Genomic DNA, 17,251 nt, shown 5'->3' on the forward strand with positions numbered 1-17,251 from the left:
CGGGCGCACGAAATCATCGGTCCGGCGGCACTTTCGCGACAACGTCCCGCGGCGGGCGCTTCCGGTGGCGGGGCCCCGGGTCCCGCCGGGATCCGGCGGCGGTCACGGGCTCTGGCCGGCGCTCCGGGCGGTCGCGGTGTTCACGTAGTCCAGCAGGTTGATGAGGAACCCGAGGGCCTCGGCCACGTCCTGCGGGGAGCCGACGGTCTCCGGGTCCAGGTGGCCGCCGAGGCGGAAGGGCCGCCCCGCCGTCTCCAGGACGAGGGAGCCGGCGGCGAAGGCCGGGGGCGGGGTGGCGTTCGCGACGACGTCCAGCAGCTCCGGAGCCGCCCGCAGCAGCGTCGGCTCGTCGTGTTCGGCGAGGGCCGCGCCGAGCACCAGCGTGTCGTCCATCCTCATGATCGTGACGAGGTTGCCCGCCCCGACGGAGAGAGTGACGGCGCGGCCCGCGTCCAGTTGGGCCCCGGCCCCCTGGAGGCCCATGCCGTCCAGCAGTTCTTTCACCCGTGCGGTCAGGTCCTGGGGCATGCGCGGTTCCTCCAGTCGGCGGGCCGGGACGGTCGGCGGGGGCTCCGCCCGGGCCCCCACCGGTCATCCCATCAGGCCGGGAGGGTTGCTGTCACGGGGACGGCCGATCACCTAGAGGTCGATCCAGTACCGGCGCTTGGGACCGATCAGGGTCTCCCGCACGTCCTCCAGGACGCCGCCGTTGGACTCGATCGTCCGCATCGACGCCCTGTTGCCCGGGTCGCAGGTCAGCAGGACGCGGTCCATGCCGAGCAGCCGCGCCTCGTACAGGACTTGGGCCAGGGCCCAGGTCGCCAGCCCGCGCCGGCGCGCCGAGGGCCGGATGCTGTAGCCGATGTGACCGCCCGCGTCGAGCAGGATCCCGTTCAGGTAGTGCCGCAGGTCGATGGCGCCGAGGTAGGTGTCGCCCTCGGCGATCCACCAGTAGGTGGCGTGGACCCGCCCCTGCTCGACCGGGCGCGTCCGGTCCCCGTACGAGCGCAGCCGCTCCACCCAGACGGAGAAGCCCTCGGGGCTGTCGACGTCGTCGTCGGAGCCGAGGCCGGCTCCGTCCATGTGGGCGTCGTCCCCCCACTCCTCGCGCGCGGTGAGCCAGGAAGCGTGCAGGCGGGGGTTCGGTGTGATCAGCTCGGGCATCTCCGGACGATAACAGCCGATCATCCGATCCCACTGCCCCGGTCGGCTCCGGGCGCCCCGGCGGCGACGGCCGTCAGGCGGGGGTTCCGGCCGGGCCGTTCGGGGGTGGTGGCCGGCCGCGTCCGGGGAGCGGGGCCTCGATCGCGTGGGCCGCCGCCATCCGGGCCAGGTCCGCGGTGAGCGAGTCGAGCCACGCCACCGCCGTGAAGAACAGCGGGGGCGCGTCGAGCGTGGCGTCCGACGGCTGCGGCCCGCCCGAACCCGTCCGCGCTCCCGCGCGCGCGGCGGACTCCGGGGCCGTGCGGGGCCGTCCGCCCTTCGGTGCGTCGAACCGGGCCGCGGCGAGACCGAAGCCCTCCGCCACCCAGGCGCCGTACGCCCGCACCCTGGCGTCGGCCCGCGGGTCGGGCGGCGAGCCCTCCTCCGCCGCCGCCAGCACCCGCCGGCCGCCCCAGAGCACGTGGTGCCCGGCCATCAGCGCGCTCTGCCAGTCCGGGGTCGGCCCGGCATGGCGCTGCGCCTCACCCTGGTACTGGGCGTAGGCCGACTCGGCGAGCACCAGCGCGTGCTCGACGTCGGGGTCGTCGCCGCCGAACGGACTGTCGGCGTACGGATCCGCCACGCCGTCCGCGGGGCGCCCGCCGGCCGGGGTGACGGCGCGCGTGGTGGTCGTGACCTCGGCGGCGGCGGCCCGCAGCAGCCGGGCCACGGCCCGGCCCACCTCGTCGTGGGCGCCCCGCGGCCAGGCGAGCAGTCCGCAGGCGAGGCCGATGACGCTGCCGACGAGCACGTCCAGGAAGCGGTACTCGGCCAGCTGCCACGTGGTGGGGGCCAGCTGCGCGAACGCCACCGCCACGACCAGGGTGAAGAGCCCTTGCGCCCATCCGACGCCGCGCACCGGGCCGACGAAGAAGGCGACGAGCATCAGGGGAGGCAGCGCGATCGCGTACGGCAGGCTCGTCTCGCCGGCCAGGGTGAGGACCGTGCCGGCGGCGAGGGCGCCCAGGCAGGTCCCGATCAGGGCGGCGCGCACGGTGGTGCGGGTCTGGACGGCGGTGGTCCGGGTCAGGCTGAGGACGGCGAGCATCGCCCAGAAGCCGTGCGGCAGCGAGTCGAGCCCGGCCACCGTGCGGGCGGCCGCGAGCGCCAGGCTGATCCGCACGGCGTTCTGGAAGTGGACGGACCGCGGTCCCGCGTGGCCGGACAGCCGGATCCACCACAGCCGGAGCGTGCTCGGCCGGGCGTACCAGTACCGGCCGGGATCGGCGTCGGGGAGGGCGCTTCGCCCCCGGACGGCGATGTCGGCGGCGGTGCCGAGCACCAGCGCCGCGTCCGCCACCTCCAGCAGGGCGGCCTGGCGGCGGCGGTCGGCCGGAGCGGGCGGCAGGAGCCGCGCGGACTCTGTCCGGTCGTGCAGCAGGCCCCTCTCCGCCCGCCCGGCGTCCGCCGCGGGGCGGCCGTCCGTCAGCAGTGCGGCGGACGCCCGGGCCGCGCGTTCCACCGAGCGGATGACGGCCAGGCCCGAGGCGTCGGGGCGGGTGCCGGCGAGCGGGCCGGGCAGGGCCCGGAGGCGGACCAGCAGGGTTCGCGCGACCAGGCCGGTGTGCGCCAGCGCCCGCTCGCGCACCCCTGGACCGGCCGGGCGCTCCGCCTCCGGGACCTGGGACGGCCGCAGCGCCTCGCCGACGACCCTCGCCCGCTCGGCGAGCACCGCGGGCAGGGCGTACGGCGGCTCGCGCAGCGCGGCGGCGCACCGGGCGGCGGTCGTGGCAGCGTCGGCGGCCCGGTCCCGGTAGGACGGGACGCGCGGGTCGGGCAGGACGCACGTCTCCGCCAGGATCAGCAGCACGATGCCCGTGACGGTGCCCGCCAGCCGTTCGCCGAGGTCGCCCGGTACGTACGGGGGGAAGCACGGAAGGATGTAGAGGAGCTGGAGTCCCGGGGCCGTACCAGCGGGGCGCGGGCCGCCGGCCGAGGCGAAGGCCAGGCAGAAGCCGATGACCAGCATGCCGGCCACGGCGGTCCAGGTGCGCACGGCGAGGAAGGTGCCCACGGTCACCAGGACGCAGGCCACGGGCAGGACCCGGACGAGCTGGGCGGCCCGCTGACGGCCGGTGCCGGGGATCCGGGAGAGGGCGGCGAGCGAGACGGCGGCGAACAGGGCGTACGTGGCGGCGACGGGGCGGTCCAGCGCGTAGAGGAAGACGTAGAAGCCGACGCAGGCGGCGAGGGTGACCCGGACGGCCCGGCGGGCCGTGGCCGCTGTCGGGCCGGTCCCCGCGCGCACCTGCGCCAGGGCCCGGGCGGTCGCCGAGGGGTGCCCGCGGGCTCCCGCGTCCTCGCCGCCGCCGTTCACCGTGTCGGTGCCCGTATCCGTGTTCGCGCCCATGCCGGCTCCGCCTCCCCGCTCGCGGTCCCCGGCTTCCAGGATCCCACGACGGGCGGGGACGGGCATTCGCGAACGCACACGAGAAGTGTCCATCCCGTGCAGAAGGTTCGAAGAGTGTGACCGTTCCGAGGAGCGGACGAGGAGTTCCCTTTAAGAAACCTTGTTGAATATCCCCCAGGGCCGAAGTGACCTTGAATCACCTCCGCGAATCGACCATGGTTTCGATCAACTCCCGGAGATCTTGCGGCTCCGGAGGGTTTGCGCGACAACGCTTGACGCCCCACACGTCAAACACGAGGAGAACCCTCTACATGTCAACTCACAAGCACGCACGCACCCGTTCCCGCGGAGTCCGGGTCCTTGCAGTCGTCACGGGAGCTGCGACGGCAGCCGGCGTGACCTTGCTGCTTTCCCCCCTGGCCGGGGCTGCGACACCGGCCGAGGGAACGGTCTACGGACTGAGCGCCCCCGGTGCTCTGAGCGGCAGTTACATCGTCATCCTCGACAAGTCCGCCGACAAGAAGGCACTTGCCAAGAAGTACGGTGGCGAGGTGCAGCGCGAATACGCATCTGCCATCAACGGCTTCTCCGCGTCCGGGCTTTCGGAGACGGACGCCAAGCGTCTGGCCGCCGACCCGACCGTCGACAAGGTCGTCCAGAACAAGAAGTTCACCATCAACGCCACGCAGGAGAACCCTCCGTCGTGGGGCCTGGACCGCATCGACCAGGAGGAGCCGGCAGCGGACAAGAAGTACACCTACCCCGACGCGGGCGGTGAGGGCGTGACCGCGTACGTCATCGACACCGGCGTGCGGATCAGTCACAAGGACTTCGGCGGACGGGCCGAGCACGGCTTCGACGCCATCGACAACGACGAGATCGCCGACGACGGCAACGGTCACGGCACGCACGTCGCCGGAACCATCGCGGGCACGTCCCACGGCGTCGCCAAGAAGGCCAAGATCGTCGCCGTCCGGGTCCTGGACGACAACGGGTCGGGCAGCACCGAGCAGGTCGTGGCCGGCATCGACTGGGTCACGCAGCACCACAGCGGTCCCTCGGTGGCCAACATGAGCCTCGGCGGCGGCGCCGACGAGGCGCTCGACGAGGCGGTGCGCCGGGCGATAGCCGCCGGTGTCACCTTCGGCGTCGCGGCGGGCAACGAGTCCTCCGACGCCGGCCAGGGGTCCCCCTCGCGGGTTCCGGAAGCGGTGACGGTGGCGTCGAGCGCGGCTGACGACTCGCAGTCCTCGTTCTCCAACTTCGGCTCGATCGTCGACCTGTACGCCCCGGGCTCGGACATCACCTCGGCCTGGAACGACAGCGACACCGGTACCAAGACCATCTCCGGTACCTCGATGGCGACACCGCACGTCGTCGGTGCGGCGGCCGTCTACCTGGCCGGGCACAAGGGCGCGTCGCCGGCCGAGGTCGCCGCGGCCCTGACCTCCGGCGCGACCGCCGGGAAGATCACCAACCCGAGCAGCGGCACCCCCAACAAGCTGCTCAAGGTCTCCGCGGAGTAACCCCTCCCCCCACGGGGGGGGGGGGCGCCCCCCCCCCCCCCGGCGGGGGGGGGGGGGGGGCCCCCCCGGGCCGGGGGGGGGGGGGGGCCCCGCCGGGGGGGGGGGGGACCCGCCCCCCCCCCCCCCCCCCCCCCCCCCCCCCCCCCCCCGCCCCCCCCCCCCCCCCCCCGGGGGGGCGGCGCCCCCCCCCCCCCGTGCCCGGCAGGGGCGGGGCGGCGGATCACGCCGGAGGGGGCGGGATCAGCGGACCCACGGCTCCCAGACCTCGCGGTTGTTCTCCACCCACTTCTTCGCCGCCTGCTCCGGCGGCAGCTTCTCCTCGGCGATCATGAGGGACACCTCGTTCTGCTCCTCCACGCCCCAGTGGAACTTCTTCAGGAACGCGGCGGCCTTGCCGCCCGACTCCGAGAAGCGCGTGTTCAGGTACTTCTGGAGCGGGGTGTGGGGGTAGGCGCAGGCGACCTTCTCCGGGTCGGCGTCACAGCCCTCCTTGTACTCGGGCAGCTTCACCTCGGTCATCGGGACCCGCTCGAACAGCCACTGCGGGGTGTACCAGTAGGTCAGGAACGGCTTGCGCTCCTTGGCGAACTGCTTGATCTGGGTGATCTGCGCGGCCTCGGAACCGGCGAAGACGACCTCGTAGTCCAGGTCGAGGTTCTTCACCAGGGCCTTGTCGTTCGTGACGTACGACGGGGAGCCGTCCATCAGCTGGCCCTTGCCGCGGCTCTCGGGCGTGCGCAGCTGGTCGGCGTACTTGTCGAGGTTCTTCCAGTCGGTGACGTCGGGGTGCTCCTCGGCGAAGTACGTCGGCACGAACCAGCCGATGTGGCCGGTCACGCCGAGGTCCCCGCCGGGGGTGATGGTCTTCTTCCCCTTGACGTACCGGTCCTCCTGCTCGGGGTGGCCCCAGTCCTCCAGGATCGCGTCGACGCGCCCCTGGCTGAGGGCGTCCCACGCGGGCACCTCGTCCACCTGGACGGTGTCGACGCGGTACCCCAGCTCGTGTTCGAGCAGGTAGGAGGCGACGGCGGTGTTCGCCTGGGCGCCGACCCAGGACTGCACGGAGAGCGTGACGGTCTTGGCGCCCTGGGCGGCGGCGTACGGGGAGGACTGGCGGGTCATGTCGGCGGCGCCGCAGCCGCTGAGGACGGCGAGGCCGGTCGTGGCGGCGAGTACGGCGGCGAGACGGCGGCGCCGGGTGGTGCGCGGGGATCGGGCGGGCATGTCAGGCCTCCTTCGCGGGCTGGGTGACGCGGTCGAGCAGCAGGCCGAGGCAGACGATCGCGGCGCCGGCCACCAGGCCGGTGGCCAGGTCGCCCTGGGCGAGGCCGAGGACGACGTCGTAGCCGAGCGCGCCACCGCCGACCAGGCCGCCGATGATGACGACGGCGAGGACCAGGACCACGGCCTGGTTGACGGCGAGGAGCAGCGCCGGCCGGGCCAGCGGCAGTTGGACCTGCCACAGCTGCTGCGAGCGGGTCGCGCCGAGGGAGCGGGCCGCTTCCATGGCGGCCGGGTTCACCTCGGAGAGGCCCTGCGTGGTGATGCGGACGACCGCGGGCAGCGCGTAGACGATGGCCGCGGCCGCGGCCGGGGCGCGGCCGACGCCGAACAGGGCGACCACGGGAATGAGGTAGACGAACTGCGGCATGGTCTGGCAGACGTCGAGCACCGGGCGCAGCAGCCGCTGGGCGCGGGCGCTGCGGGCGGCGCCGACGGCGATGGCGAAGCCGAGGACCAGGGTCACGGCGACGGCGGCCAGGACCTGCGAGAGGGTGTCGAGGGAGGGCTCCCAGACGCCGAGCACGCCGATGGCCGCGAGGGCGAGGACCGCGGTGAGCGCGGTCCGCCAGGTGCCCACGAGGAGGGCGACGGCTCCGGCGAGGAGCAGCAGGGTCCACCAGGGGGCGGCCTGGAGCCCGGTGCGCAGCGGGTCCAGGACCCAGCCGGTGAAGCGGGCCGACCAGTCGGCGGTGCCGCCGACGACGGGCACGCCCGAGTACAGGTGCGCGGTCATCCAGGCGACGGCCCGGTTGACGGGCTCGGCGATGGGGACGGTCCACGACTCGGGCCACAGGGTGGTGTCCGCGATGCGGCCCGCGACGGAGGCGGCGACGGCCGCGAGCACGGTCAGCAGGCGTCCGTACCAGCCGCCGAACACGCGGCGCAGCAGGTGCTTCTCGCGGGCGGCGTCGGGGGTGGCGCCGAGCCGGTTGCCGGCGGCGTCGGCGGTGCGGTCGAGGACGACGGCCAGCAGCACGATCGGGATGCCGGCGGCGAGGGCCGCGCCCACGTCCACGGAGGCGAGGGCCTGGTACACGCGGTCGCCGAGGCCGCCGGCGCCGATCACGGAGGCGATGACGGCCATGGACAGGCCCGTCATGATCGCCTGGTTGACGCCGAGCAGGAGCTGTCGCCGGGCGAGCGGGAGCCGCGCGCTGAACAGCCGCTGGCGTCCGGTCGCGCCGAGCGAGGCGGAGGCCTCCAGGACGCCCGCGTCGGCGTCGCGCAGGCCGAGCGCGGTGAGCCGGGCCATGGGCGGAGCCGCGTAGACGACGGTGGCGAGGACGGCGGCGGGGACGCCGATGCCGAAGACCAGCACCATCGGGAGCAGGTAGGCGAAGGCGGGCAGGACCTGCATGGTGTCGAGCACGGGGCGCAGGGCGCGGTCCGTGCGCGGTGACAGTCCGGCGGCGAGGCCGAGCAGGGCGCCGACGGCGACGGCCGCGGTGACGGCGACGGCCATCAGGGCGAGGGTCTGCATGGTCGGCACCCACATGCCGAGCAGTCCGCAGGCGGCGAACGCGGCGACGCAGGTCAGGGCGAGCCGGATGCCCGCGAGGCGCCAGGCGACCAGGCCGGCGAAGGCGGTGACGCCGAGCCAGCCGGCGGCGAGCAGCACCGTGTAGACGGCTCGGACGCAGATCACGACGGCGTTGCTGACGTGACCGAAGAAGTACAGGAACAGCGGGTGGCTGTCCCGGTGGTCGATGATCCAGTCGCCCGCGCGGCCGAGCGGGCCGGACAGGTCGACGGCGAGCTGGGCGGGCCAGCTGCCGGCGCCGGGGAAGGCGAGGGCGAGCGGGACCAGCAGCGCCGCGGCGACGGCGAGCGGCAGGAGCTTGCGGGCGGCGCGGTGGCTGAACAGGGCGGTGGGGCGGGCGGCCGGAGGGCGGCCGGTGGCGGTGTGGCGGCGGGCCTGCCCGTCGCCGTCGGCCTTGGCTCCGCGGGTCCCGTGGGTGTCGCGGCGGGGGGCGGTGGCCTGGCTGTCTTCGCTGCCGGGAGCCTCGGGCCGGCCGGCGTCGCGCGGGTCGCGGGGATCGCGCACGGAGGGGGTGGCGGCGGTCACGCGCACCACCGGCCCGTGCCGGGGACGGGGGACGCGCAGGGGGGTCGGCGTATCACGCGGCCACCTCCCGCGAGGCCGGGGCCGGGAGTCCGGCCACCACCGCGAGCAGCGCGGCGTCGTCGACGACGCCGAGGCACCGGCCGCGGTCGACGACCCGGGCGGGACCGCCGCTGCGGGCGACCGCCTCGATGGCTTCGACCACGGTCGTCGCGGGGGCGAGCGCCGGGCCCTGGTCGGCTTCGCCGGGCGCCGCGGGGCGCATGGCGCTGCGTACGGTGAGGACCTGCTCGCGCGGCACGTCGCGGACGAACTCCCGCACGTAGTCGTCGGCGGGCGAGCCCACGATCTCCTCGGGGGTGCCGAGCTGCACGATGCGGCCGTCGCGCATCAGCGCGATCCGGTCGCCGAGGCGCAGCGCCTCGGCGAGGTCGTGGGTGATGAAGACCATGGTGCGGCCCTCGTCGTGGTGCAGCCGGGCGACCTCGTCCTGCATCTCCCGCCGGATGAGCGGGTCCAGGGCGCTGAACGGCTCGTCGAACAGCAGCACTTCGGGGTCCGCGGCGAGGGCGCGGGCGAGTCCGACGCGCTGCTGCTGTCCGCCGGAGAGCTGTCCGGGACGGCGGTCCTCCAGACCGTCGAGGCCGACCTTGGCGACCATCTCGGCGGCCTTGGCGCGGCGCTCGGCCCGGCCGACGCCCTGGATCTCCAGGCCGTAGGCGACGTTGTCGAGGACGGTGCGGTGGGGCAGCAGGCCGAAGTGCTGGAAGACCATGGCCGCACGGTGGCGGCGCAGCTCGCGGAGCCGGGCCGCGTCCATGGCGAGGACGTCCTCGCCGTCGATGGAGAGGGTCCCGGCGGTGGGTTCGATCAGGCGGGTCAGGCAGCGCACCAGGGTGGACTTGCCGGAGCCGGAGAGGCCCATCACGACGAAGACCTCGCCCTTGCGGACGTCGAAGCTGACGTCGCGGACGGCCGCGGTGCAGCCGGTGGCCTCGCGGAGTTCGGCGGGGGCCAGCCCGGCGTGCTCCGAGCCGGGGACCTTCGCGGCCGCGGACTTGGGCCCGAAGACCTTCCAGAGTCCGCCCACGGAGAAGACGGGGGTGTCGGCGGCGTCGGGCGCGGCCGGGTCGTGGGTCATCGCGTTCACCGGGTCTCGCCCCCCAGCAGCTCGGCGGCCTTTTCGCCGACCATGAGAACTCCGATCATCGGGTTGACCGCGGGCATCGTCGGGAAGACCGACGCGTCCGCGATCCGGATGCCGTCGAGGCCGCGGACCTTGAGGTCGGGTCCCACGACGGCGGTGTCGTCGTCGGCGGCGCCCATCTTGCAGGTGCCGGCCGGGTGGTAGACGGTGTGCGCGACGGAGCGGGCGTACGTGCTCAGGGCCTCGTCGCTGGTGATCTCCGGTCCGGGGCAGACCTCCCGCTTGAGCCAGCCCGCGAGGGGCTCGGCCGCGGCGATCTTCCGGGCCAGCTTGATGCCGTCGACCAGGGTGCGGCCGTCGTAGTCGTCCTCGTCCGTGAAGTAGCGGAAGTCCAGGGCCGGTTTGACCTCGGGGTCCGGGCTCGTCAGGTAGAGGCGGCCGCGGCTGCGGGGCTTGGGGATGTTCGGGGTCAACGAGACGCCGTGCGCGGGGCGTTCGTAGCCCAGTCGCTCCGGGTTGTCCGTGAAGGGGATCTGGTAGAAGTGGAACATCAGGTCGGGGCCCGCCGATTCGGGGTCGCGGCGGACGAACAGTCCCGCGTCGCTGTCCATCGCCGAGTTCTCCGGGATGGGTCCGTCGGTCTCCCAGACGATGACCGACTCGGGGTGGTCGAGGAGGTTCTCCCCCACTCCGGGCAGGTCGTGGACGACGGGGATGCCCAGGGCCTCCAGCGCTCCGCGCGGTCCGATGCCGGAGTGCAGCAGCAGGCGCGGGGTGTCGACCGCGCCGGCGCACACCAGCACCTCGCGGCGGGCGCTGATCAGCGACTCCGTACCGTCCGCGGACCGTACGCGCACGCCGCGCGCCCGGGTTCCGTCCAGCTCCAGGCGGTACGCCCAGGTCTCCAGCAGCAGCCGCAGGTTCGGCCGGGCGTCCATCACCGGGTGGAGGTACGCCACCGACGCGGAGGAGCGCTTGTTGGTCTCGGGGTGGTAGGCGAGGTCGAAGAAGCCGGCGCCCTCGTGGAAGGGCTTGCGGTTGAAGCCCTCGACGAGCGGTACGCCGAGCGCCGTCTGCGCCGCGTCCACGAAGTCGCGGGCGATGGCGTTGCGGTCGGCCTCGCCGACGGGAACGACGTTGTTCAGGAGCCGGTCGAAGTAGGGGTCCATGGCGGCCGCGTGCCATCCCTCGGCACCCGCCTCGGACCACTCGTCCCAGTCGGAGGGCAGCGGCTTGAACGCGATGAGGGTGTTGTGCGAGGAGCACCCGCCGAGCACGCGGGCCCGGCTGTGCCTGATGTTGGAGTTGCCGCGCGGCTGCTCGGTGGTGGGGTAGTCGTAGTCGAGCTCGCCGCCGAGCAGGCCCATCCAGCGGCGCAGCGTCAGCACGTCGGGGCGGTCGACGTCGCTGGGGCCGCCCTCGATGACGGCGACCGTGACGTTCGGGTCCTCCGTGAGACGGGAGGCGATCACCGAGCCGGCGGTTCCGCCGCCGACGACGACGTAGTCGTACTCCTGCCCGGCCCCGCCGCCGCGGTGCGCCGCGGTCGTGGGGGTGGGGGTGGTGGGGGTGTTCGTGGTCATGTGGGTCCTCTCCCTTCAGCCGGCGAACCAGCGCACGGGGCGCGGAGCGAGGTTCTGGTACACGTGCTTGGCCTCGCGGTACTCGGCCAGGCCCGCCGGGCCCAGTTCGCGGCCGATTCCGGACTTCCCGAAGCCGCCCCACTCGGCCTGCGGCAGGTAGGGGTGGAAGTCGTTGATCCATACGGTGCCGTGGCGCAGCCGGCCGGCCACGCGGCGGGCCCGGCCCTGGTCGGCGGTCCACACGGCGCCGGCGAGCCCGTACTCGGTGTCGTTGGCGAGTGCGACGGCCTCGTCCTCGGTGCGGAAGGTCTCGACGGTCAGGACCGGGCCGAAGACCTCTTCCCGTACGACGCGCATCAGGCGGTGGCAGCCGTCGAGGACGGTGGGCCGGTAGAAGTAGCCTGGGCCCTCGGGCCGTTCGCCGCCCGCGCGCAGCACGGCTCCCTCGGAGAGGGCGGAGGCCACGTACTCCTCGGTCCGCGCGAGCTGGCCGGCGGAGACCAGCGGGCCGCACTCGACGCCCGGGTCCGTGCCGCGGCCGAGCCGGATGAGGTCGGCGCGCCGGGCGAGTTCGGCGACGAAGCGCTCGCGCACCGACTCCTCGACGATGAGCCGGGATCCGGCCGAGCAGACCTGGCCGCTGTGGATGAACGCAGCGTTCAGGGCCTGGTCGACGGCGGTGTCGAAGCCCTCCTCGGTGGCGCAGGCGTCGGCGAAGACGACGTTGGGGTTCTTCCCGCCGAGTTCGAGGGCCACCTTCTTCACGGAGTCGGCGGCGGCGCGCATCACCTTCGTACCGCTGGTGAGGCCGCCGGTGAAGGAGACGAGGTCGACGTCGGGGTGGGCGGCGAGGCGGGCGCCGACCGGGTCGCCGGGGCCGGTGACCAGGTTCGCGACGCCTGCGGGCAGGCCCGCCTCCACGAGCAGGTCGATGAGCGCGGCCGTGGTCAGCGGCGTGATCTCGCTCGGCTTGACCACGAAGGTGTTTCCCGCGGCGAGGGCCGGGGCGATCTTCCAGCTGGCCTGGAGCAGCGGGTAGTTCCACGGGGTGATGAGGGCGCACACGCCGACGGGCTCGTGTACGACGACGCTGTGGATGTCCGGGGAGCCGGCGTCGACCACGCGGCCGGCGCTCTCGCCGGTGACGAGGTCGGCGAAGTAGCGGAAGGCGGCGCTGACGCAGTCCACGTCGACGCGGCCCTCTTCGAGGGTCTTGCCAGCGTCCCGGCTCTCCAGCAGCCCGATGCGCTCACGGTCGCGCTGGAGGAGGTCCGCGGTGCGGCGCAGCAGCTCGGCCCGCTCCGCGACGGGGGTGGCGGGCCATTCGCCGCCGTCGAAGGCGGCGCGCGCGGCACTGACCGCCGCGTCGGTGTCCGCGGTGGCGCCCTCGGCGACCACGGCGAGCACGGTGGCGTCGACGGGGTCGAGGACTTCCCTCGTCGCTCCTGAAACCGCTGAACGCCACTTTCCGGCGATGTGAATCGTCTTCTGCTCCGACACGACGCGCTGTACCTCCGGTTCCGCACCGCGGCCTACCCGCGGTGATCTTGCACCTGACTCGTTTGCCCCCTTGTCCCGAAGACATGTCCCATCGGTCACATGAAGTGACCGGAGTCACTCCGCGTTGCCTCCGGCCGGTGGCGGGGTTTGACTGGAACGTGGCGCTCGAACGGGTGCCCTTCCCGCCGGCGCCGACCCGGAGGCAGCCATGACCACGCACGCGGCGCGGACCTTCGACCCGACCCGGGTCGCCCACCTCTCGGGGCGGTACGCCCCGGTCACCGAGGAGGTGGAGGAGGTGGACCTCCGGGTGACCGGTGAGCTGCCGGCCGACCTGGACGGGCTGTACCTGCGCAACGGGCCCAATCCGCGCTTCAGCCCCATCGGCTCGTACCTGTACCCGATCGACGGCGACGGGATGCTGCACGGCGTGTGGATCTCCGGGGGCTCGGCCCGCTACCGCAACCGGTTCGTGCGCACGCCCGCGGTCCTCGCCGAGGAGGCGGCGGGCCGGGCGCTGTGGGGTGGCCTGGAGTCGATGATCACACCGGGTGAGGCGGAGGTGGGGCCGGACCTCGCGGGCACGTTCCGGGACCTGCCGGACATCAATGTGGTCCGCCACGGCGGGCGGCTGCTGGCCCTGGCGGAGTCCGGGTGCCCGTTCGGGATGTCCCCGGAGCTGGAGACGCTGGGCAGGGAGACCTTCGGCGGGGCGCTGCCCGCGGGGATCACCGCCCACCCGAAGATCGATCCGGTCACCGGTGAGATGGCCGTCTTCTGTTACGCGCTGGAGGAGCCGTTCCTGACCTGGTCGCTCCTCGGCCCGGACGGCACGGTCCGGCGCGGTCCCACCCCGGTCGCCGGGGTGGACGAACCGATGATGATCCACGACATGGCGCTGACCGGCCGTTTCCTGGTGCTCGTCCTGGCGCCGGCGTTCTTCGACCTCGCCGCGGCGATGCGGGGCGGTTCCCTGATCTCCTGGCGGCCCGAGCGCGGTACGCGGACGGTGCTGATCCCGCGGGACGGCGGGCCGGTGCGGTGGGCGGCCGACGAGGCGTTCTGGCTGTGGCACACGGTGAACGCGTACGACGCGGACCCCTCGGACGGCAGCGACGGAGGCGACGGCAGCGTCGTGCTGGAGTACGTGCAGTGGGACCACCTGAGCCTGGGCCCGGGCGGCGGTCCGAACCCGGGCGGCCTGGCCCGCGCCGTCATCGACCCGGCGGCGGGAACCGTGCGCCGGACCCTGCTGGACGACGCCTCCGTCGAGTTCCCGCGGGTGGACGACCGGCTCATCGGCCGCCGGCACGGCCAGGTGGCCGTGGCGGCCGAGACCGGCACGCTCGACCTGCCGGCCGCGGAGTACGACGCCATCCGCTGGTACGACGGCCGCTCCCGGGACGGCGCGTTCCAGGAGTGGCGGGCCGGGAACCTCTCGGTGGGCGAGCCGGTGTTCGCACCGGCCGCCGGCAGCGGCCCGGAGGACGGGGGCCGGGGGTACTGGCTGACCTTCGCCACGGACCGTACGGAGGCCACCAGCTGGCTGCTCGTCCTGTCGGCGCAGGACCCGGCGTCGGGGCCGATGGCGCGGGTGCGGATCCCGGTACGGGTGCCGCTCGGTCTGCACGGCGCCTGGCTCCCGACGGAGGAGTGACCAGCCGGCCCTCGATCGGCCCTCCGCCCGCCCGCCCGAGCGGGCCGGCCCTGCCCGGCGCCTGCGGAGTCCTTCGGCGGAACGTGCGGCGAATCGGCTCAGCCGGGCGTGCGGCGGTCGGTGGGGGCCGTTTGGCCGCTCTGCCGCTTGAGGAGCCGGGTCAGCCAGCCACCGATCACGATGAGGGCGACGCCGAGCCACCACAGGTCGCCGGCGAACACGAGGACGGCGATCCCCACCGGGACGAGCATGCCCGCCAGCGGGAGCAGCAGGTCGGAGAGCGGCGGGACCGGATGGTCGCCTCCCCGGGCCCGGGCGCGGGCCACCTCGGGGTACCAGACCGTGAAGCGCAGGGCGGCGACGATGGCCAGGATCTGGATGATCCAGCCCGTCCAGATGTTGTTGGGGTTGCGCAGGACCAGGTCGCCGTAGGCGCCGGCGATGGCCGCCACGAGGAAGGCGAGCCCCCACACGCCGGTGATGATGTAGTTGGTCCGCAGGAACGCGGGCGTCTTCCAGAAGGCGGGATCGACCTGCTCCCGGGCGTACTGGAGGGTGAAGGGCGTCCCGACGGCCATGGAGCCGAAGGCGATGAGCGTCAGCGCGATGTTGGAGGTCTCCCCCGCGTAGGTCTCCAGCCACCGGCGCGTGCCGTCGCTCGCGACCAGGCCGACGACCGCCATGATCGCGAAGAAGACGAGGTCCGCGACCTCCAGGATCTTCACGGAGCCGCCGTGGCCGCCCAGGCGGCTCCCGAGGACGAGGGCGAGCGAGATCAGCAGCGCCGCGCCGACCGCCCATTCGAAGCGTCCCGGTCCGACCAGGAGCGAGAACACGATCCAGGGGGACATCCCGATGAACGGACTGTCCAGGAAACCCGCCATTCGCTCGCGCAGAGGGGAACCGGCCGTCTTCACCATGGGCCCGACCTTCCTGCCGCCTCCGATCAGCGGTCCTCTACCAACGTACGCCGCCGCGGCGCGAGCGCCAGCGGACCCGCGCGGCCGGCCCTCGCCACCGCCCCGACCCGCCGCCCCTCCCCCCGTCAGGACCCGTCGGGCCGCGGGGCCTTCGCCGCCGCACCGGACAGGGGTGACGGCGCAGGGGTGTCAGCAGACGCCCGGCCCCTTGAAGGCACCGTCGCACTCCGTGCCGCCGTGCCGGGTGACTTCCGCGCACAGGGTCGTCTCCACCTTGCCGAGCAGCCGGGCCAGTTCCGTGCGTTCGGACTCGTCCAGGCCCTCCAGGGTCTGGCGTTCGAGCTCGCCCCAGGCCCTGCGGACCTCGACGAGGAGCCCGCAACTGGTGTCGGTCGCCTCGACGAGCGAAGCGCGCCGGTCCGAGGGGTCGGGCCGGCGGCGTACGTGACCGGCGTGTTCGAGGCGCTGCAGCATCTTGGTCACCGTGGAGGGGTCGAGGCCGACCGCCTTGATCAGCTCGGACTGCCGCACGGCGCCGCTGTCCCAGAGCTGCATCATCACGAACTCCTGCCCCGGGTGCAGCCCCAGGTCCCGCAGGACCCGGCCCGCCGCGATCCGGTGGAGGCGGGCCACCCGGCTGATCGCGTGGCTCACCGGCCCGTCCAGCACGGCGCTGGGGGGCGCCGCGCACTCCGGGGTGGTGCGCGGGTCCTGAGCGGCTTCCGCGGTCATGGCGGCACTCCTCCTTCATCGGGTCCGACGGGCCGTGTTCGGCAGGTTCGTACGGCTCCCCGGCGGGGCCCCGAGGGGGCGCACGCCCGACGTCCTCGTCAGGACCTTACCGCTTCCCCACATTTTACCTTGGTCGGCCAAGTAATGAGGTACGCTCCTTCCAGAGTCAAAGATTGGCCGACCAACTAACTTTGTGAGGCAGACATGACCACCGCATTCGAGCCCGTGCGCATCGCCGGCGGCGTCCTTCCCAACCGGATCGCCCTGGCCCCCATGACCCGCAGCCGTGCGGGCGAGGGCGGCATCGCGACCGGCCTCGTCGCCGAGTACTACACCCAGCGCGCCTCCGCCGGGCTGGTCATCACCGAGGGCATCCAGCCCTCCGTCGTCGGACAGGGTTACCCCTTCACGCCCGGTCTGCACAGTGCCGAGCAGGTCGCGGCCTGGCGCGAGGTCACCGACTCGGTGCACGCGGCCGGCGGCCGGATCTTCGCGCAGCTGATGCACGCGGGCCGGATCGGCCACCCCTCGCTGCTGCCCGAGGGCCTGGTCCCGGTGGCTCCGTCCGCGGTCGCCCCCGAGGGGCAGCTGTTCACGGCCGAGGGCATGCAGGACTTCGTGACGCCCCACGAGCTGACCGGGGCCGAGGTACGGGCGACCATCGCCGACTTCGCCGAAGCCGCCCGCAACGCGGTCGAGGCGGGCTTCGACGGGGTCGAGCTGCACGGGGCCAACGGGTACCTGATCCACCAGTTCCTGGCCCCGGGCTCCAACCGGCGCACCGACGAGTGGGGCGGCACGGTCGAGAACCGGATCCGGTTCGCCGTGGAGACCGTCAAGGCCGTCGCCGCCGCGATCGGTGCCGAGCGCACGGGCCTGCGCGTCTCCCCCGGGAACGCGTTCAACAGCATCTCCGAGCCCGACCCGCAGCCCGCGTACGAGGCCCTGGTCAAGGAGATCGACGGGCTCGGCCTGGCCTACCTGCACGTCATGGAGCACGGGCCCGAGGCCCGTGAGACGACCCTCGCGCTGCGCAAGCAGTTCAGCGGCCCGCTCGTGCTGAACCCCGCGACCGAGGGTCCGACGGACCACCGCGCCCTCGCGCTCATCGAGGACGGAACCGCCGACCTGCTCGCCTTCGGGGCCCTGTTCCTCGCCAACCCGGACCTCCCGGACCGGCTGCGGACCGAGGGCCCCTACAACACCCCGGACCCGGCCACGTTCTTCGGCGGCGACGCCCGCGGCTACACGGACTACCCGGCCCGCTGACCCGACCGCAGGCCCGGG

13 protein-coding genes are annotated in these 17,251 nt (G+C 73.9%); 3 read left to right on the forward strand and 10 right to left on the reverse strand.

Going from position 1 to position 17,251, the window contains the following annotated elements:
- Nucleotides 1–102 precede the first annotated feature (102 nt).
- The 3 genes from ACZ6S8_RS28630 to ACZ6S8_RS28640 form a co-directional block, all read right to left on the reverse strand.
- Entirely contained in the window at nt 103–528 is a 426-nt protein-coding gene (locus ACZ6S8_RS28630; RefSeq protein WP_469460292.1) for a type III secretion system chaperone family protein, read from the reverse strand.
- Between the two features lie 111 nt (nt 529–639).
- Nucleotides 640–1,164, reverse strand: a complete 525-nt coding sequence (locus ACZ6S8_RS28635; RefSeq protein ID WP_469460293.1) for a GNAT family N-acetyltransferase — start codon at nt 1,162–1,164, stop codon at nt 640–642.
- 73 nt (nt 1,165–1,237) lie between these two features.
- Nucleotides 1,238–3,553 (reverse strand): FUSC family protein, encoded by a 2,316-nt coding sequence (locus tag ACZ6S8_RS28640; RefSeq protein ID WP_469460294.1) that lies wholly within the window; start codon nt 3,551–3,553, stop codon nt 1,238–1,240.
- 311 nt (nt 3,554–3,864) lie between these two features.
- Between ACZ6S8_RS28640 and ACZ6S8_RS28645 the strand changes: the two genes are divergently transcribed.
- Entirely contained in the window at nt 3,865–5,079 is a 1,215-nt protein-coding gene (locus ACZ6S8_RS28645; protein WP_469460295.1) for a S8 family peptidase, read from the forward strand.
- Between the two features lie 240 nt (nt 5,080–5,319).
- Here the strand turns inward: ACZ6S8_RS28645 and ACZ6S8_RS28650 are convergent, their stop codons facing one another.
- The 5 genes from ACZ6S8_RS28650 to ACZ6S8_RS28670 form a co-directional block, all read right to left on the reverse strand.
- On the reverse strand, nt 5,320–6,201 hold the full coding sequence (locus ACZ6S8_RS28650; protein WP_469460385.1) for an ABC transporter substrate-binding protein: 882 nt from the start codon (nt 6,199–6,201) through the stop codon (nt 5,320–5,322).
- Nucleotides 6,202–6,304: 103 nt separating this feature from the next.
- Nucleotides 6,305–8,227, reverse strand: a complete 1,923-nt coding sequence (locus tag ACZ6S8_RS28655; protein WP_469460386.1) for an ABC transporter permease — start codon at nt 8,225–8,227, stop codon at nt 6,305–6,307.
- A gap of 253 nt (nt 8,228–8,480) precedes the next feature.
- Nucleotides 8,481–9,566 (reverse strand): quaternary amine ABC transporter ATP-binding protein, encoded by a 1,086-nt coding sequence (locus ACZ6S8_RS28660; RefSeq protein ID WP_469460296.1) that lies wholly within the window; start codon nt 9,564–9,566, stop codon nt 8,481–8,483.
- A gap of 5 nt (nt 9,567–9,571) precedes the next feature.
- Complete coding sequence (locus tag ACZ6S8_RS28665; RefSeq protein ID WP_469460297.1) at nt 9,572–11,155, reverse strand: GMC family oxidoreductase; 1,584 nt, start codon at nt 11,153–11,155, stop codon at nt 9,572–9,574.
- Between the two features lie 15 nt (nt 11,156–11,170).
- Nucleotides 11,171–12,655, reverse strand: a complete 1,485-nt coding sequence (locus ACZ6S8_RS28670) for an aldehyde dehydrogenase family protein (RefSeq protein WP_469460298.1) — start codon at nt 12,653–12,655, stop codon at nt 11,171–11,173.
- Nucleotides 12,656–12,863: 208 nt separating this feature from the next.
- Between ACZ6S8_RS28670 and ACZ6S8_RS28675 the strand changes: the two genes are divergently transcribed.
- The gene (locus ACZ6S8_RS28675; protein WP_469460299.1) at nt 12,864–14,312 is read left to right on the forward strand and encodes a carotenoid oxygenase family protein; all 1,449 of its coding nucleotides are present in this window, start codon (nt 12,864–12,866) and stop codon (nt 14,310–14,312) included.
- A gap of 98 nt (nt 14,313–14,410) precedes the next feature.
- Here the strand turns inward: ACZ6S8_RS28675 and ACZ6S8_RS28680 are convergent, their stop codons facing one another.
- Both ACZ6S8_RS28680 and ACZ6S8_RS28685 read right to left on the reverse strand, forming a co-directional pair.
- Nucleotides 14,411–15,232 carry a hypothetical protein gene (locus ACZ6S8_RS28680; protein WP_469460300.1) on the reverse strand — a complete coding sequence of 274 codons (822 nt, stop codon included), beginning with the start codon at nt 15,230–15,232 and terminating at the stop codon, nt 14,411–14,413.
- A 189-nt stretch (nt 15,233–15,421) separates the two neighbouring features.
- The gene (locus tag ACZ6S8_RS28685; RefSeq protein WP_469460301.1) at nt 15,422–15,964 is read right to left on the reverse strand and encodes a MarR family winged helix-turn-helix transcriptional regulator; all 543 of its coding nucleotides are present in this window, start codon (nt 15,962–15,964) and stop codon (nt 15,422–15,424) included.
- A gap of 225 nt (nt 15,965–16,189) precedes the next feature.
- On the opposite strand from ACZ6S8_RS28685, the gene ACZ6S8_RS28690 reads away from it, so the two are divergent.
- Nucleotides 16,190–17,233 (forward strand): alkene reductase, encoded by a 1,044-nt coding sequence (locus ACZ6S8_RS28690; RefSeq protein WP_469460302.1) that lies wholly within the window; start codon nt 16,190–16,192, stop codon nt 17,231–17,233.
- The last annotated feature ends 18 nt before the right edge of the window (nt 17,234–17,251 follow it).

The sequence above is a fragment of the Streptomyces sp. NPDC048461 genome (genome assembly GCF_055587105.1).

What these genes read in the sequence shown, in the direction of transcription:
- ACZ6S8_RS28630 (WP_469460292.1), bottom strand. Translation starts at nt 528, where the DNA reads ATGCCCCAGGACCTGACCGCACGGGTGAAAGAACTGCTGGACGGCATG.
- ACZ6S8_RS28635 (WP_469460293.1), bottom strand. Translation starts at nt 1,164, where the DNA reads ATGCCCGAGCTGATCACACCGAACCCCCGCCTGCACGCTTCCTGGCTC.
- ACZ6S8_RS28640 (WP_469460294.1), bottom strand. Translation starts at nt 3,553, where the DNA reads ATGGGCGCGAACACGGATACGGGCACCGACACGGTGAACGGCGGCGGC.
- ACZ6S8_RS28645 (WP_469460295.1), top strand. Translation starts at nt 3,865, where the DNA reads ATGTCAACTCACAAGCACGCACGCACCCGTTCCCGCGGAGTCCGGGTC.
- ACZ6S8_RS28650 (WP_469460385.1), bottom strand. Translation starts at nt 6,201, where the DNA reads ATGACCCGCCAGTCCTCCCCGTACGCCGCCGCCCAGGGCGCCAAGACC.
- ACZ6S8_RS28660 (WP_469460296.1), bottom strand. Translation starts at nt 9,566, where the DNA reads ATGACCCACGACCCGGCCGCGCCCGACGCCGCCGACACCCCCGTCTTC.
- ACZ6S8_RS28665 (WP_469460297.1), bottom strand. Translation starts at nt 11,155, where the DNA reads ATGACCACGAACACCCCCACCACCCCCACCCCCACGACCGCGGCGCAC.
- ACZ6S8_RS28675 (WP_469460299.1), top strand. Translation starts at nt 12,864, where the DNA reads ATGACCACGCACGCGGCGCGGACCTTCGACCCGACCCGGGTCGCCCAC.
- ACZ6S8_RS28680 (WP_469460300.1), bottom strand. Translation starts at nt 15,232, where the DNA reads ATGGTGAAGACGGCCGGTTCCCCTCTGCGCGAGCGAATGGCGGGTTTC.
- ACZ6S8_RS28685 (WP_469460301.1), bottom strand. Translation starts at nt 15,964, where the DNA reads ATGACCGCGGAAGCCGCTCAGGACCCGCGCACCACCCCGGAGTGCGCG.